Origin of the sequence: Rothia mucilaginosa (assembly GCF_964210535.1) — a bacterium.
GTDB classification, from domain to species: Bacteria; Actinomycetota; Actinomycetes; order Actinomycetales; family Micrococcaceae; genus Rothia; species Rothia mucilaginosa_F.
The window spans coordinates 1-15505 of sequence record NZ_CAXOMR010000004.1; the positions used below are offsets into that span (position 1 = coordinate 1).

At 59.1% G+C, this 15505-nt stretch carries 15 protein-coding genes; 3 read left to right on the forward strand and 12 right to left on the reverse strand.

All coding sequences use genetic code 11. The features are described from left to right. Window positions 1-265: 265 nt before the first annotated feature. The 9 genes from rlmB to AB8C10_RS02415 form a co-directional block, all read right to left on the reverse strand. Window positions 266-1252 (reverse strand): 23S rRNA (guanosine(2251)-2'-O)-methyltransferase RlmB, encoded by a 987-nt coding sequence (gene rlmB, locus AB8C10_RS02375; protein ID WP_368866717.1) that lies wholly within the window; start codon window positions 1250-1252, stop codon window positions 266-268. Between the two features lie 94 nt (window positions 1253-1346). Further along, window positions 1347-2765 (reverse strand): cysteine--tRNA ligase, encoded by a 1419-nt coding sequence (gene cysS, locus AB8C10_RS02380; protein ID WP_368866718.1) that lies wholly within the window; start codon window positions 2763-2765, stop codon window positions 1347-1349. Window positions 2766-2847: 82 nt separating this feature from the next. After that, window positions 2848-3330 carry a 2-C-methyl-D-erythritol 2,4-cyclodiphosphate synthase gene (ispF, locus tag AB8C10_RS02385; RefSeq protein WP_049354501.1) on the reverse strand — a complete coding sequence of 161 codons (483 nt, stop codon included), beginning with the start codon at window positions 3328-3330 and terminating at the stop codon, window positions 2848-2850. Between the two features lie 88 nt (window positions 3331-3418). Continuing rightward, the gene (gene ispD, locus AB8C10_RS02390) at window positions 3419-4162 is read right to left on the reverse strand and encodes a 2-C-methyl-D-erythritol 4-phosphate cytidylyltransferase (RefSeq protein ID WP_368866719.1); all 744 of its coding nucleotides are present in this window, start codon (window positions 4160-4162) and stop codon (window positions 3419-3421) included. 15 nt (window positions 4163-4177) lie between these two features. Then, complete coding sequence (locus tag AB8C10_RS02395; protein ID WP_005507150.1) at window positions 4178-4861, reverse strand: response regulator transcription factor; 684 nt, start codon at window positions 4859-4861, stop codon at window positions 4178-4180. 41 nt (window positions 4862-4902) lie between these two features. After that, window positions 4903-6030, reverse strand: a complete 1128-nt coding sequence (locus AB8C10_RS02400) for a sensor histidine kinase (RefSeq protein WP_296545454.1) — start codon at window positions 6028-6030, stop codon at window positions 4903-4905. 183 nt (window positions 6031-6213) lie between these two features. Then, window positions 6214-6951, reverse strand: coding sequence for a phosphoglyceromutase (locus AB8C10_RS02405; RefSeq protein WP_105361129.1), 738 nt, complete (start codon window positions 6949-6951; stop codon window positions 6214-6216). 220 nt (window positions 6952-7171) lie between these two features. Continuing rightward, the gene (locus tag AB8C10_RS02410; RefSeq protein ID WP_049338204.1) at window positions 7172-7489 is read right to left on the reverse strand and encodes a DUF2516 family protein; all 318 of its coding nucleotides are present in this window, start codon (window positions 7487-7489) and stop codon (window positions 7172-7174) included. Between the two features lie 48 nt (window positions 7490-7537). Beyond that, entirely contained in the window at window positions 7538-8740 is a 1203-nt protein-coding gene (locus AB8C10_RS02415; RefSeq protein WP_368866720.1) for a PLP-dependent aspartate aminotransferase family protein, read from the reverse strand. 159 nt (window positions 8741-8899) lie between these two features. Here AB8C10_RS02415 and tmk point away from each other — a divergent pair, with 159 nt between their 5' ends. Next, window positions 8900-9616, forward strand: a complete 717-nt coding sequence (gene tmk, locus AB8C10_RS02420) for a dTMP kinase (RefSeq protein WP_368866786.1) — start codon at window positions 8900-8902, stop codon at window positions 9614-9616. Next, window positions 9613-10752, forward strand: coding sequence for a DNA polymerase III subunit delta' (locus AB8C10_RS02425; RefSeq protein ID WP_368866721.1), 1140 nt, complete (start codon window positions 9613-9615; stop codon window positions 10750-10752). Before tmk ends, AB8C10_RS02425 begins: the two co-directional genes overlap by 4 nt. A gap of 96 nt (window positions 10753-10848) precedes the next feature. On the opposite strand, the gene AB8C10_RS02430 is transcribed toward AB8C10_RS02425, so the two are convergent. The 3 genes from AB8C10_RS02430 to manA form a co-directional block, all read right to left on the reverse strand. Beyond that, window positions 10849-12204 carry a PFL family protein gene (locus AB8C10_RS02430; protein WP_368866722.1) on the reverse strand — a complete coding sequence of 452 codons (1356 nt, stop codon included), beginning with the start codon at window positions 12202-12204 and terminating at the stop codon, window positions 10849-10851. Between the two features lie 9 nt (window positions 12205-12213). Then, window positions 12214-12483, reverse strand: a complete 270-nt coding sequence (locus AB8C10_RS02435) for an ACT domain-containing protein (RefSeq protein ID WP_294641240.1) — start codon at window positions 12481-12483, stop codon at window positions 12214-12216. Between the two features lie 283 nt (window positions 12484-12766). Beyond that, the gene (gene manA, locus AB8C10_RS02440) at window positions 12767-13954 is read right to left on the reverse strand and encodes a mannose-6-phosphate isomerase, class I (protein WP_368866723.1); all 1188 of its coding nucleotides are present in this window, start codon (window positions 13952-13954) and stop codon (window positions 12767-12769) included. A gap of 137 nt (window positions 13955-14091) precedes the next feature. Here manA and AB8C10_RS02445 point away from each other — a divergent pair, with 137 nt between their 5' ends. Then, window positions 14092-15498 (forward strand): phosphomannomutase/phosphoglucomutase, encoded by a 1407-nt coding sequence (locus AB8C10_RS02445; RefSeq protein ID WP_368866724.1) that lies wholly within the window; start codon window positions 14092-14094, stop codon window positions 15496-15498. Window positions 15499-15505 lie beyond the last annotated feature (7 nt).

A 15505-nucleotide genomic window follows, 5' to 3' on the forward strand; every position in this document is an offset into this window, starting at 1 on the left:
CCAAACACCCCTGCAACCCGAAAACAGGTGAAGTGGGACACAAATAAGGGGTTTTAGGTTCAACCTGACCTAAACAGAGTACTAAAACCCCTAGTCAACGCTGGGTAAGCCCTTCAAAATTTCTTCAAAAAAAGTTTAAAAAGCCTCACAAGAGGCCCAAAAGCCCCTAAAACTCCCCCGAAACCTCGGATAAAGACAGGAAGAGAACACATAGAAAGGGAGGGCACCCCCTCACGGGGGCGCCCTCCCTCTTCACAGCCAGTCTCTACTTCGCTGCAGCACGACGACGAGACACATCGTACAGAGTAATGCCCACAGCCATCGCCGCGTTCAAAGACTCCATTGCCGAGTCAATCGGAATCGACACAATCTGATCGCAGTTCTCAGTCACCAGGCGGGACAGGCCCTTACCCTCAGAACCAACCACCACGCACAGCGGCTCATTCGCAAGCTCCAGAGCCGGCAGCTCAATATCGCCACCGCCATCCAGACCAATCACGAAAATACCCTGCTCCTTAGCCTGCTGAATCACGCGAGTCAGATTAGTCGCCATCGCAACAGGAATACGAGCAGCCGCACCAGCACTAGTCTTCCACGCACCAGCAGTCACAGCAGCCGAACGACGCTCAGGAATAATCACGCCATCACCGCTGAACGCGGACACGCTACGAATAATCGCACCCAGGTTACGCGGATCAGTAATACCGTCCAGCGCAACAAACAGCGGCGGAGTCGACAGCTTACCCGAGTGCCAACGCTCCATAGTATCCAGCACCAGGTCGGTAGCATCCGGGTACTTGTACGGAGGGATCTGCATCGCAACGCCCTGGTGCACAGAACCATCAGTCAGGCGGTCCAGCTCGCTACGCGGAATCTCCAGCATCGGAATATTGCGCTTATTCGCAATAGTCATGATCTCGCGGACGCGGTCATCAACCTCAACACGGCTCATGATGTACAAGTGCTTCGAGGGAATCTCAGTACGCAGAGCCTCAAGCACCGCATTACGACCAGTCACCAGCTCATCACTAGCACGCTTACCACCCAGACGAGTCTGGAACTTACGGTTCGTACCGGTAGCAGCGCGACGCTCAGCCGCACGCTTCATCTTATACGCCTTGTGATAAACGCGGTCCTCAGCCTTCGGAGTAGGACCCTTACCCTCAAGCGCCTTACGACCATGACCGCCAGTGCCCTTAGTAGCACCCTTCTTCTTGCTGGTAGCGCCCGGGCGCGAACCTGCCTTAGCCATTCTTCTCTTCCTTCGTCAAAGTTTTGAATACGAGTCTACGCGAGAGAACCCGCGCGACCTAAGCCTTGCGCACAAACGCGGGGCACATCACCCTCTAGCCAACACTCCACGTCGAGCCATTCGCGCCGTCCTTCACCTGCACACCAGCAGACGCCAACAAGTCGCGCATCGCATCAGCCTTCGCCCAATCCTTCTGAGCACGAGCATCCGCACGCTCCGCCAACACAGCCTGAATCAGCGCATCCAGAGCCTCATGCTCAGCACCCGAAGTGCCCTCAGCGTTAAAGCTCATCAGCTGCGCCAGACCCAGAACCTCAGCCATCGCCATTACAGCATTAGCCGCATCCGAAGCATCCTCACCAGCAGCAAGCGCAGCATTACCCGCACGAGTCTGCTCATGCAGAACCGCCAGGGCACGCGGAATGTTCACGTCATCATCCATCGCCTCAGCAAAAGCCTCCGGAACCTCACGACCCGGCTTCAGCACATCCTGAGTAGCAGCAAGGAACGCCTCAACACGCTCAATAGCGGTTGCTGCCTCCTGCAGAGACGACGGACGGTAATCCAGCACCGAACGATAATGCGCGCTACCGAGGTAATAGCGAACCACCAGCGGACGAGCCATTTCAAGCATCTGCGCCGGCGAAATCGTATTACCGATAGACTTCGACATCTTCTCACCCTCATAGGTGACCATGCCGTTATGCATCCAGAAGTTCGCGAAATCATCGCCAGCAGCAGTCGACTGCGCCAGCTCATTCTCATGGTGAGGGAAACGCAGATCCAGGCCGCCACCGTGAATATCGAAACGCGAACCGAAGTACTTACCAGCCATCGCCGAGCACTCCAGATGCCAGCCCGGACGGCCGCGACCCCACGGAGACTCCCACGAAGCAGTCAGCGGCTCGCCCTCCTTATAACCCTTCCACAGGGCAAAATCGCGAGGGTCACGCTTACCGCGCGGATCAGCATCCGCAGAATCCTGCATATCCTCAACACTCTGATTCGTCAGTGCGCCGTACTTATCCCACGAACGCACATCAAAATACACGTCACCAGAATCATCCAGCGCAGGGTACGCGTGGCCGCGGTCAATCAGACGCTGAATCAAAGCAAACATCTCCGGAATATGACCGGTCGCGCGCGGCTCATACGTCGGCGGGTCAATACCCAACGCCGCATACGCCTGAGCAAAAACCTTCTCAAAACGGTACGCGAGCGCCCACCACTGCTCATTCGGGAACTCACCCTCAAAACCGGGCTCCATAGAATCAGCAGACTTCGCCAAAATCTTGTCATCAATATCAGTGACATTGCGGACCGTCGTCACCTTCAAGCCACGGTAACGCATCCAGCGGCTCAGCTGGTCGAACACCAGCGCCGAACGGATATGGCCCAGGTGCGGTTCACCCTGCACCGTAGCACCGCAATAGTAGATACGCGCCTCACCGGGCACGACGGGCTCAAACTCGCGAATAGTCGCGGAAGCAGAATCATAAAAACGCATAGTCACACTCTCATTCTACGGGGTCGGTTCAGACGCCGGGTCGGTAAATCAGCGATAGGTTACAGAATGGTTCAAAGCAACCAAACACCTACGAACGCGGATACACCAGCGCCGTCGCAATAGCAGCCACGCCCTCACCGCGGCCCGTCAAACCCAAACCATCAGTAGTCGTGGCAATCACCGTCACCGGGGCACCCGCCGCCTCGCTCAGCACGCGGTTCGCCTCCTCGCGGCGCGGCGAGAACTTCGGGCGGTTACCCACCAGCTGAACGCTCACATTACCAATCTCAAAACCAGCAGCACGCACAATCGCCGCAGCCTCAGAAAGAATGCGGACACCCGAAGCGCCCTTCATATCCGGGCGGTCCACACCGAAGTTCGACCCCAGATCCCCCGTGCCCGAGGCAGCGAACAGAGCATCAGCAGCAGCATGAGCCACCACATCGCCATCAGAATGGCCGCTCAAACCACGCTCGCCCGGCCAATGCAGGCCAGCAATATACAGAGGAGTGCCCTCCTCACCGAAAGCATGGACATCAACACCGGTACCAACACGAGGAATAACAGTCATTACAGGACCCTTCAATCAATCAAAATCTTCTCAGCGGCAGTGCCCGCCCCACTACAGAGGCAGGTGTAGGAGGCGTTAGGCGGCAAGCCTAGGAAGCAGAATCACCAAACAGCGCGCGAGCAACCCGCAAATCCATCGGAGTCGTCACCTTAAACGCATCCGCATCACCGGCAACCGTCAACACCGGCTCGCCCGCCGCCTCCATAGCCATGGCATCATCAGTCAGCAGCTCCGCTTCCTCGGGCGGCAGGGAGCGGCTACGCTCATGCGCCGCCAACAGGGCAGAGACCTCAAAACCCTGAGGAGTCTGCACCGCACGCATCTGCGCGCGCGAAGGAGTACCCGTCACCAGGCCGGCAGAATCCACGGTCTTCACCGTATCCACCACCGGCAACACAGGAATCACCGCACGCACAACACCCTGCGGGCTCTCAGAACCCAGCCCCTCAATCACACGGTGATACACCTGCGGCGGCGTAAACGCACGAGCGCAATCATGAATCAGCACATAATCCACCGGAACCTGCGCATCCTTCAACGCATCCAACGCCGCAACCACCGAAGCAGTACGCGTATCACCGCCGGCAGTAATCAACGCACCGGCACGGCGGGCATCTTCCAAAAGCTCCGGGCAACTCACCGAACAATCAGCAGGCACAGTCACCACCACATGCTCAGCAACACCCGAAGCGAGCGCACCCTCCAACGCATAATCCAGCAAAGTACGTCCATGCACACGCACAGCAGCCTTCGGGATCGGCTCACCCAAGCGAGTACCCGAACCAGCCGCCAAAACAATCACAGCAGTATTCGCCGCAGAAGTAGAAGTCATCAGTCTCTAGCCCGCCTATGCCTCGAACTTATAGCCCAAGCCGCGAACCGTCACCACATACTGCGGAGCAGAAGAATCCGGCTCAATCTTCGAACGCAGACGCTTAATATGCACATCCAAGGTCTTCGTATCGCCCACATAGTCGGCACCCCACACGCGCTCAATCAGCTGGCCACGAGTCATCACACGACCCACATTGCGCAGCAGAATCTCAAGGAGCTCAAACTCCTTCAACGGCATAGAAATCTCTTCACCGTTAACCGTCACCACATGGCGGTCAATGTCCATACGCACCGGGCCGCCCTGCAGCACCGACTCAGTAGCGGAATCAGTCTCCGCCGAACGACGACGCAACACCGCACGGATACGAGCAATCAACTCACGCGCAGAATACGGCTTCGTCACATAGTCATCAGCGCCCAGCTCCAGACCCAGAACCTTATCCAGCTCAGAATCTTTAGCGGTCAGCATGATAATCGGGACCGAAGACACCTCACGCAGCTTACGGCACACCTCCATACCGGACATGCCCGGAAGCATCACATCCAGCAGCACCAGATCCGCGCCCTCGCGGTCAAACACCGGCAGAGCATCCAGGCCGTTATCTACAACAATCGTCTGGAAACCCTCACGACCCAGCAAAAACGCCAGAGGATCCGAGAGGGCCTCTTCGTCCTCAACAATCAGAATTTTAGACATCAATAACTTCCTTCGATTCCATAAAACCTATACCGCTAACACTACACTGCGACCGGAGCCTCATTCAGCGGCAACGCCAACGTAAACGTCGATCCCTCCTGCGGCATCGACCGAACCGTCACGCTACCACCGTGCTGAGTCATCACATGCTTCACAATGCTCAAGCCCAAACCAGTGCCGCCCGTCTGACGCGAACGAGCCGGATCAACCCGGTAAAAACGCTCAAAAATACGCTTCTGCTCGTCCTCCGGAATACCCACGCCCTGATCAGCAACCTCAACCAGCAGCTGATCAGCCACACGGTGCACCCAAATATCCACCTTTGTATGCTCCGGCGAATAACGCACCGCGTTCTCCACCAGGTTCTGCACAGCAATACCGAGTAGCTCGGCGTCACCATACACCTCGGGGACCTCCTCAATGCGGGTAGAAATCTGGATGTCCTTCTCCTCCGCCACAATATGCGAACGATCCACCGCATCAGCCACCAAAGAAGGCACCGACACCGGACCACCGCGCGCAATCACATCGGTCGACTGCAGACGCGAAAGCTCAATAATGTCACGCACCAGCGCAGAGAGGCGGCGAGTCTCCTTATGCAGACGACCCACAAAATACTCAATCGCCTCAGGGTCATCACTCGCCTGCTCAATAGCCTCAGCCAACAGACTCACCGCACCCACCGGAGTCTTCAACTCATGCGACACATTCGCCACAAAGTCATTACGCATACGCTGAACACGAGAAATCTCAGTGCGGTCATCAGCCAGCACCAGAATGTACTCGTCCCCCAGCGAAGCAACACGCACATCCAGGACCAGCGCCTCACCCTCACCGCGGTCAATCTCAAAGCTACGCTCCACAAAAATACCGCGATGACGCACCGTGCGAATCATATCCGCCAGCTCATCAGACGCCACCGTATGGCCACGCACCAGACCCATCGCATAAGCACCCGGAGAAGCCTGAACCACGCCGCCCACCTCATCAATCACCAGGTAGGCGCGACCAATCACAGCAAGCACCTGAGCGGCACCATCACGCAGCGCCGGCGCCGACACCAAGCTACGCTCCTGCTCACGCTCACTACGCGCCACCGCGTTCATGCTCAGGACGCCCACCAGCAGACCTATCATGCCCGCAATAAAGGCGATCAGACCGGCATCCATGTACTTCCCTTCTATTCGAGTACCCCACTCAGTATAAATGTGGCCGATACCCAGCACTCAGGCGAACGCTCTTCTTCTCAGGCACGCGCTCCGTGCAGAAACCTTGCAGAGAACGCAATGAGCCGCCCACCTTACCGGTGGACGGCTCATCACAATAACAGGGGAAAAACCCTGCCGAAGGTATTACTTACCCTGGTTTGCTACGGCAGCAATAGCGTCCTTAGCAGCCTCGGGGTCCAGGTACTCGCCAGCCTTGACGGGCTTGAAGTTCTCATCCAGCTCGTAGTACAGCGGAATACCGGTGGGGATGTTCAGGCCAGCAATGTCCTCATCGGAAATACCCTCGAGGTGCTTGACCAGCGAACGCAGGGAGTTACCGTGTGCAGCAACCAGAACGGTCTTGCCTGCTGCGAGGTCGGGCTTGATGTCAGACTCCCAGTAGGGAAGCATACGGCCCAGAACGTCCTTCAGGCACTCGGTGCGGGGAGCGTTCTCAACATCCGCGTAGCGGGGGTCGTTTGCCTGCGAGTAGGGGTCGTTGTCGTCCAGCGGGGGCGGCGGAACATCGTAGGAACGACGCCAAGTCATGAACTTCTCGTCGCCGTATTCCTCGCGGATCTCGGACTTGTTCTTACCCTGCAGAGCACCGTAGTGACGCTCGTTCAGGCGCCAGGTGCGCTTGACGGGAATCCACAGACGGTCTGCTGCATCCAGTGCAAGGTTTGCGGTGTTGATTGCGCGACGCTGCAGGGAGGTGTGAACAACATCGGGGAGGATGTTGCGCTCTGCCAGCAACTCGCCGCCACGCTTAGCCTCAGCGCGGCCCTTATCGGTCAGGTTAACGTCCACCCAGCCGGTGAACAGGTTCTTCTCGTTCCACTCGGACTGGCCGTGGCGCAGGAGTACTAGTTTGTAAGTCATACCTCTATTTTTTCATTTACCCGCCGGTTTGTCATGCCTTAAGGCATAGAAAATATGCATTCTCCCAAAAATTTATAAGGGTCTTTTCTACCAGAACGAAAGGCTCAAAAACCCCGCCAGAAAAGGGCAAAGCCCCGCACACCATCCGACCGGGACAAAGCCGCCAGAGGGCACGCGAGGCCTCACACTCTATCGCTCAAAGCGAGCGCACAAGCTAACGCTAGAAACGGCGGCGGCCCACCGAAGGCCACACACCAGCCAGGAACACGCAGCTAATCACAGCAGCAACCAGCTGAAGAATCAGCACAGTATTACCGCCGCCAGTCACCGCAGCAAAAACGCTAAACAGCGACACCGCAGCAGAACCACCGGTCAAAGCCAGCCACGTGTTCTTCGGGCGCTTACCGGCAAAATCGTACGCGTTCGCCGGAGACATCCACGCACGCACAAACGCCAGCACACCAACCACAGCAGCCGCAATAGCCAGCAGCGTATCAACAAAAGTGGTCACATACCAGACCAGCAGAATAGGAGACATAGTATTCCTTAGAATCAGCAGCTTCTCTAGACAACCCTAGCAAGATGCCTAGCGGACGGCCTTAAAGGCCTCAACCAAGTCATTGTAAAGGTCATCAACGTTCTCAATACCCACCGACAGGCGCAGCAACGACTCAGGAATCGAATCCGGCTCGTTACCGTGGCGACGACGACGCTCCACCAGGGACTCCACACCGCCCAGGGAAGTTGCCGGGGTCCACAGCTTCAGCGCCTCCACGACGTTACGGGCGCCCGCCGCGTCGGTATCCAGGGTGACGCACAGAATCGCGCCGAAACCATCCATCTGCTTCTTCGCGACCTCATGGCCGCGGTCGCTCTCCAGACCCGGGTAGCGCACCTCGGTCACGAAGGGGTGCTCGCTCAGGCGCTCAGCCAGTACCTGCGCGTTCTGCACCGCACGCCCCACGCGCAGCGCCAGGGTGCGCAGACCGCGCAGACCAAGCCACGCCTCCACGGGGCCGGGGATTGCGCCGTTGGTGATGCGGTGGTGCAGCATCGCCTTGTACAGTTCCTCATTCGAGGTCAGGGTCATGCCCAACAGAACATCAGAGTGGCCTGCAAGGAACTTCGTTGCGGAGTGAACCACCACGTCAGCCCCCAAGTCCAGGGGACGCTGCAGAATCGGGGTCGCGAAGGTGTTGTCCACCGCGGTCACAATGCCCAGGCGGCGAGCGGTAGACAGCAGGGCGGGCAGGTCAGCGACCTCAAGCATCGGGTTGGTGGGGCTCTCCAGCCACGCCAGAACCTTCGGTGCCGAGTAGTTCACGTTCTCGGGGGTCACGCCAGCGCGGGATGCGGCGTCCTCCATGGCGGCGATAACGCTCTCGGTGTCTTCAATGTCCACGCGAATGAGCTCGATGATGCCGCGACGCTCCAAATCCTTGCACAGGGTCACCGACGCCATGTACGCATGCTTCGGAATCAGCACAATGGAGCCAACCGGAACCAGGTCAATCACAGCGGCGACAGCAGCCATGCCGGAGGGGAACAGCAGACCCGGCTGGGATGCGTTCTCCAGCTTCGCCACAACCTCTTCCATACCCTCCCAGGTGGGGTTCGAGAAGCGGGCGTACACGCGGTCCTGCTCAATGTTGACAGCGTCCACGCCGCGGTAGGTGGAAGAAAGAACGATCGGGGGGTTCACCGGCGCGTCATGCTCGTGTGCCGGGCGGCCGCCAGAGACGACGAAGGTCTCGGCGGAGTAATTCATGTCGTGGTTATCTGCACTCATGCCTTTAAGCCTGGCACACCCACGCCCAGAACGCACGCCCACGCCGGTGACGGTACACAGGATTTACATGTTTTTTACCTGTAAGCGCGCTCAATGCTGTTCGGAACCGTCGCCGAAGCCACACCGAGGATTTGGGCAGACCCGGTACCCTTAAGGGTGATGGATACTCTCAGCTACACCCCCGATGCGCAGAATCTTCCCGCCGACCCGACCGGTCGCCGCGGGCTTTTTATCGTGGTTGAAGGAGGCGACGGCGCCGGCAAAACCACCCAGCTCGCCCTGCTGGATGAAGCACTACGCGCCCGCGGATACCGTGTCATCACCACCCGCGAACCCGGCGGCACCGAGATTGGCGAAAAGCTACGAGCGCTCGTCCTTGAGGCAGGTCAGGGCACCATTGACGACCGCACCGAGGCGCTGATTTTCGCGGCATCCCGCGCGGCGCACGCCTCCCAGCTGATTCGCCCCGCGCTCGCTGAGGGTGCCATCGTGCTGAGCGATCGCTATATTGATTCCTCCGCCGCGTACCAGGGCGTAGGCCGTGACCTGGGCGTTGAGACCATTGTCGATTTGAGCCGCTGGGCTACCGCCGATCTGGTTCCCGACGCAACCCTGCTGCTGAGCGTGCCACTGAGTGCCGAGCAGGAGCGCATGGACCAGCGCGGCACCGTCGACCGCATTGAGGCTGAAGGTGCGGCGTTCAAGGCGCGTATTCACGGTGCCTTCGAGCAGATTGCCCGCGAGGACGCTAACGGCTCGCACCGCATCATTGACGGCGTGGGCACGATTGAGCAGGTGCACGCGCGCGTGCTTGAGGTGGTTGAGCCGCTGCTTGCCGCCCGTGAGCTGGTCCGCACCGGTAAGGAGGACTCATGAGCCTCTGGGATACCCTGCTGATTCCCGCCGATAAGCTCCAGCAACTACACACGGATGCCGCCGCCGACCGACCCACGCACGCATGGCTTTTTACGGGGGCGACCGGTGCCCCTCACCGTGAGGCGGCAAAGGTTTTCGCCGCCGCGCTACTGTGCGAGCAGCCCGACCCGCAGAACCGCGGCTGCGGCCAGTGCAAGGGCTGCGTGACCGTCATGAACGGTTCGCACGCAGATTTCACGCACTTTAGTACTGAGGCGACGCAGATCAGCATTGATGAGGCACGCGAGCTGGTTATGAAGGCTCAGGACCGCCCGACCGTGGGTCGTTGGCGTGTGATTCTGGTGGAGGACACCGAGCGCATGCCGGAGCGCACCTCCAATGTGTTGCTCAAGGCGATTGAGGAACCGCCGCCGCATACGATTTGGCTGTTGACGGCGCCCTCCCCCACTGACGTGCTGGTGACGATTCGTTCGCGATGTCGTCCGGTGCAGTTGCCGGTTCCGACCGATGCGCAGGTGCACGAGTATCTGCTGGCGCACGACGTGGCTGACCCGCTGGCGCAGCGTGCGGCGCGCCTGGCTCTAGGCGATGCGCAGGAGGGGTACCGTTTGGCGACCGATGAGCAGGCGATGGCTCGTCGGGAGTTGATTACCTCCCTGATTCTGAATGTTCGTTCTATTTCTTCGGCTTTTAACGCCGCGGAAAAGCTCACCGATCTTGCCGATCAGGACGCCCAGGCCGTCTCCACTCTCAAGGATGAGCAGGAACGCCAGGAGCTACTGGCGCTACTGGGTATCCGCGAGGGTGAGCGGGTTTCGCCCTCTTTGCGAGCGCAGGTTCGCCGCCTAGAGGAGCATCAGAAGCGCCGCGCTAAGCGTGTTTCCTCCGATACGCTGTTGCGTTCTGTGGCTCAGGTTCAGACGGTTCTGCGTGATGCGTTGACGGTGGCTCTGTCTGCGCAGGCTCCGCTGGTTAATGAGCATTTGCGCGAGCCTCTGGAGGCGTTCTGCGCCCGCCGTTCCGCCCAACAACTGCTGGAGGATGTGCAGGCGGTCGAGCTGACTCTGCGTCGCCTGCGGACAAACGCGAATGCACGTCTGGCGCTTGAGGCGCTGATGAGCCGTTTCGTGTACTAGAAGCTTCTTGGTAGCTCATACAGCAAAAGGGGAGGCACCGAAGAGATATTCTTCGGTGCCTCCCCTTTTCTATAGCACTCTAAAAGTGCCTAGAGGTTAGTTGCGGAAACCGTGAACCGGCGACGGAATACGACCACGGCGGGCGATGAACGCCTCCGCGCTCGGGGTGTGGGTCGGCATGACGGGTGCTCGACCGAGCAGGCCGCCAAATTCGACCATGTCGCCTACGCCCAGGCCAACCGCCGGGATGACGCGGACCGCGGTGGTCTTGTGGTTCATCACGCCGATGGCTGCCTCGTCGGCAATCATTGCGGCCAGGGTGGAGGCGGGGGTATCGCCGGGAACCGCAACCATGTCCAGGCCAACCGAGCAGATGGCGGTCATTGCTTCGAGCTTGTCGAGGCTGATGTGTCCGGCTGCGGCGGATTCGATCATGCCGATGTCCTCAGAGATCGGGATGAAGGAGCCGGAGAGGCCACCGACGTTCGAGCACGCCATGAGGCCGCCCTTCTTCACCGCATCGTTGAGCAATGCGAGGGCTGCGACGGTACCGTGGGTACCGACGGTTTCCAGACCCATTTCTTCAAGGATGTGTGCGACCGAGTCGCCAATCTCTGCGGTGGGCGCCAGGGAGAGGTCGATAATGTTGAACTGCACGCCAAGGCGTTCAGCGGCGAGGGTACCGACCAGCTGACCGACGCGGGTAATCTTGAAGGCTGCCTTCTTGATTTCTTCGGCGCAGGTGTCGAAGGATTCGCCGCGGACCTTCTGCAGGGCGCGGTGCACCACGCCGGGACCCGAGACGCCCACGGAAATGGTGGTGTCCGCCTCCTGCACGCCGTGGAATGCGCCCGCCATGAAGGGGTTGTCGCTGACGGCGTTTGCGAAGACGACGAGCTTGGCGCAACCGAAGCCGTGGGAGTCCGCGGTCAGGTCTGCGGTGGCGCGGATGGTTTCACCCATGAGCTTGACGGCGCTCATGTTAATGCCGGCGCGGGAGGAGCCAATGTCTACGGAGGAGCAGACCACGTCGGTTTCTGCGAGCGCTCGCGGGATGGAGCGAATCAGCTTCTCATCGGCGGGGGTCATGCCCTTGTCGACGAGGGCGCTGAAGCCACCGACGAAGTTCACGCCGACTGCCTTGGCTGCCGCGTCGAGGGTGCGGGCGAATTCTACGTAGTCCTCATCGCCGGAGGCGCCTGCCACCAGCGCGATGGGGGTGACGGCGATGCGCTTGTTGACGATCGGGATGCCGAGCTCAGCCTCGATGCCTTCGCAGACGCTGACAAGGTTCGCTGCGCGGCTGGTGATTTTGTCGTAGATCTTGCGGCGGGCTACTTCGCCGTCAGAGTCGGCGCAGTCGAGCAGGGAGATGCCCATAGTGACGGTGCGAATATCGAGCTTCTGCTCCTCGATCATTCGGATAGTTTCAAGAATATTGTCGTTCATCATGGTGGTCGCCTAGATGGTGTGCATTGCCTTGAAGATGGATTCTGCCTGGATGCGAATCTGCACCTTCTGTTCGTGTTCGACACCGGCCATGGCTTCCTGCAGGTCGATGAGGTTCTGCTGGGTTTCGTCGAAGGAGCAGTGCATGATCATGGTGAAGTATTCGCCCATGATGGTCTGGGAGACGTCGAGGACGTTGACCTTACGCTCGGCGAGGGTTGCGGTCACGGCGGCGATGATGCCTTCGTGGTCAATGCCTGTGACGGTGAGGATGATCTTCACGGTGTTCTCCTAGTGATGTGGGGCTGCGTACCGAGGGAATGCGTGCATAAAGGCACAGGTATACGCATATTTATAAGACTAATTATAGGTTACTCAGAACACATTCTGCAGGGGGAACACAAAAGCCGCCGTTACCCACGCTGACGGGGCATAAAAAATCCACGCCTCCCCGGTCTGAATAAATACAGGGAAGAACGTGGATTCTTTATTAGCTTCGTTAGCGGAGCGACCTATTTTTGATGCCCCTTATAACTGTCTAGTTATAACTGTCTAGAAGTATTTCCTAAACGTACGAAGCGATGTACAGTTCGCCGCTACCGCTCAGGGTTGCCGCGGAGGGCTCACCCACGTGCAGTACCGACTCGGTGGCGCCCAGCACGAACTCTTCGGTGCCGTTGCCGTCTGCCGCATGAATGGTGATTTCGCCGGATACGCTCAGTGCGGCGCTAATACCCTCGAAGGTGTATTCCTGCGGCTTGCCCTCTTCAACGCGGATGCGGGTCACGCTCATGCGCTCATCCCACATGGCGTAGGTGCCCACGGGTGCGTTATCGGGGGTGGGGCGCTGAATCACGGGGGCGTCCTGGCTTTCGCCGAGCACCTTGATGAGCTCCTCGGTGTCGATGTGCTTTGCGGTCAGGCCCGCGCGCATCACGTTATCGGAGGGGTTCATCAGCTCAATGGCGGTACCCGAGACGTAGGCGTGCACCTGACCGTCGGGGGTGAATGCGGATTCGCCCGGCGCCAGGTGTACCAGGTTCATGACGAAGGCGACGAGCAGGCCGCGGTCACCGGGGTACTTGCCGGCAACAATCTGTACGAGCTCAGCGGCGTCAGCAATGACAGTGTCGTCGGAGCCGGTCAGCTCTGCTGCCGCCTCGACGAGCTGTTCAACAGCGGCCGCGGCAGCGTCTTCGGGCATGCGAATAATCTCGGTCAGCAACTGCTTGGGGGTAAGCTCCACACGCTCTGCCAGCCAGTCAGCCTTGAACGCCTTCGCCAGTTCTGCCAGCTGCTCGGAGGTGCGCACACCGGTGAGCACGCGCATCTGGGTCAGCGCAATGACGGTTTCGGGCTTGGAGTAGCGGTCCTTGTAGTTGCGGTGCGGCGCGTCAATCGCAATGCCGCGTGCCTGCTCATCCTCGAAGCCGGCGATAGCCTGTTCGGGGGTGGGGTGCACCTGAATGGACAGGGGTGCATCAATCGCAAGGATCTTAAAGAGGAAGGGGAACCAATCGGAGGTACGGTCCGGGCGCAGGAAGCGGGAAGGGTTCTCCACAATCAGTTCGTTGAGCGGGGATTCGGTGCCGTCAACAGTGGCACGGGAGGGCGCAGCCGGATGCGCGCCAACCCACACCTCAGCCTCAGGCTGTTCGGTGGGGACAGGCACGCCACGCATGCGTCCGAGAATTTCGCGGGAGCCCCACGCGTAATTCTGAATCTGGTTTTTTAGGGAAAAAATCTCACCCATGGGGGAAAATACCTCTCGACGTGAGTTGTTTGAAGTAAGTGAAGTGATAAAAAACCCATACATTCAGCGGAATTTATAAGGTTTTACCTGCCCATTATAGAGGCTAGTTGCACTTCTTTACCGCTAAAATAAAAGGCGTGACTACTATTAATCTACATGACTCATTCAAAGCGTACGACGTGCGTGGCATCGTCGGCGAGACCATTACCGCAGAGACTGTTCGCGCTACTGGTGCGGCTTTCGTAGACGTTCTGGGCCTGGAGGGCCAGACCATCCTGGTCGGTGGCGACATGCGCCCCTCCTCCCCCGAATTCATGGATGCATTCGCCCAGGGTGCAACCGCTCGCGGTGCAAATGTTGAGAAGATCGGCCTGATCTCCACTGACGTTCTGTACTTCGCATGTGGCGTTGAGAACGCTGCCGGTGTTACCTTCACCGCTAGCCACAACCCCGCAGAGTACAACGGCATGAAGATGGCTAAGGCTGGCGCTGTTCCTCTGTCTTCCGAGTCCGGTCTGTTCGATATTCGCGACCTGGCTCAGAAGTACCTGGATGCGGGCGAGATTCCTTCTGTGGAGAAGGTCGGCACCGTTTCTGAGAAGGACATCCTCAAGCCTTACGCTGAGTACCTGCGCAAGCTGGTTGACCTGTCTTCCATCCGCCCCCTGAAGGTTGTTGTTGACGCTGGTAACGGCATGGGTGGTATGACCACTCCCGCTGTTCTGGGTGACACCATCCTGCCGGGCCTGCCCCTGGAAATCGTTCCCCTGTACTTCGAGCTGGACGGTACCTTCCCGAACCACCCGGCTAACCCGCTGGAGCCGGCTAACCTGGTTGACCTGCAGAAGGCTGTTGTTGAGCACGGTGCTGACATTGGTCTGGCATTCGACGGCGACGCTGACCGCTGCTTCGTCATCGACGAGAAGGGTGAGCCCGTCACTCCTTCGGCTGTGACCGCTCTGGTTGCTGAGCGCGAGATTGCTCGTGCAAAGGCTGAGGGTAACGAAGAGCCCGTCATCATCTACAATCTGATCACCTCGAAGGCTGTTCCTGAGCTGGTTGAGAAGCTGGGCGGCCGCGCAGTGAAGACCCGCGTGGGCCACTCCTTCATCAAGGCTGTTATGGCTGAGGAGAACGGCGTTTTCGGTGGCGAGCACTCCGCTCACTACTACTTCAAGGACTTCTTCAACGCAGACACCGGCATGCTCGCTGCAATGCACGTGCTGGCTGCTCTGGGTGGCGGCGATGAGCCCCTCTCCGAGATCAGCGCAAAGTACTCCCCGTACGTTGCCTCCGGCGAGATCAACTCCGAGATCGAAGACAAGGCTGCCGCTGTGGACCGCGTGCGTGCACACTACGCTAACGCTCCCGTGGTTGTTGAGGACTCCGACGGCACCACCTTCACCAACACCGAAGAGGGCTGGTGGGTCAACCTGCGTCCTTCGAACACTGAGCCTTTCCTGCGCCTGAACCTTGAGGCACCGGATGTTGCGACTATGGAGCGCGTCCGCGACGAGGTTCTGGCTCTGGTTCGCCAGGGCTAAGCACTAG

Bases quoted from the DNA above. Each gene is read 5' to 3' on its own strand.
- AB8C10_RS02405 (WP_105361129.1), bottom strand. From the start codon at position 6,951: ATGACTTACAAACTAGTACTCCTGCGCCACGGCCAGTCCGAGTGGAAC.
- tmk (WP_368866786.1), top strand. From the start codon at position 8,900: ATGGATACTCTCAGCTACACCCCCGATGCGCAGAATCTTCCCGCCGAC.
- ispD (WP_368866719.1), bottom strand. From the start codon at position 4,162: ATGACTTCTACTTCTGCGGCGAATACTGCTGTGATTGTTTTGGCGGCT.
- AB8C10_RS02395 (WP_005507150.1), bottom strand. From the start codon at position 4,861: ATGTCTAAAATTCTGATTGTTGAGGACGAAGAGGCCCTCTCGGATCCT.
- AB8C10_RS02410 (WP_049338204.1), bottom strand. From the start codon at position 7,489: ATGTCTCCTATTCTGCTGGTCTGGTATGTGACCACTTTTGTTGATACG.
- rlmB (WP_368866717.1), bottom strand. From the start codon at position 1,252: ATGGCTAAGGCAGGTTCGCGCCCGGGCGCTACCAGCAAGAAGAAGGGT.
- AB8C10_RS02430 (WP_368866722.1), bottom strand. From the start codon at position 12,204: ATGATGAACGACAATATTCTTGAAACTATCCGAATGATCGAGGAGCAG.
- AB8C10_RS02425 (WP_368866721.1), top strand. From the start codon at position 9,613: ATGAGCCTCTGGGATACCCTGCTGATTCCCGCCGATAAGCTCCAGCAA.
- AB8C10_RS02400 (WP_296545454.1), bottom strand. From the start codon at position 6,030: ATGGATGCCGGTCTGATCGCCTTTATTGCGGGCATGATAGGTCTGCTG.
- manA (WP_368866723.1), bottom strand. From the start codon at position 13,954: ATGGGTGAGATTTTTTCCCTAAAAAACCAGATTCAGAATTACGCGTGG.
- ispF (WP_049354501.1), bottom strand. From the start codon at position 3,330: ATGACTGTTATTCCTCGTGTTGGTACCGGTGTTGATGTCCATGCTTTC.
- AB8C10_RS02415 (WP_368866720.1), bottom strand. From the start codon at position 8,740: ATGAGTGCAGATAACCACGACATGAATTACTCCGCCGAGACCTTCGTC.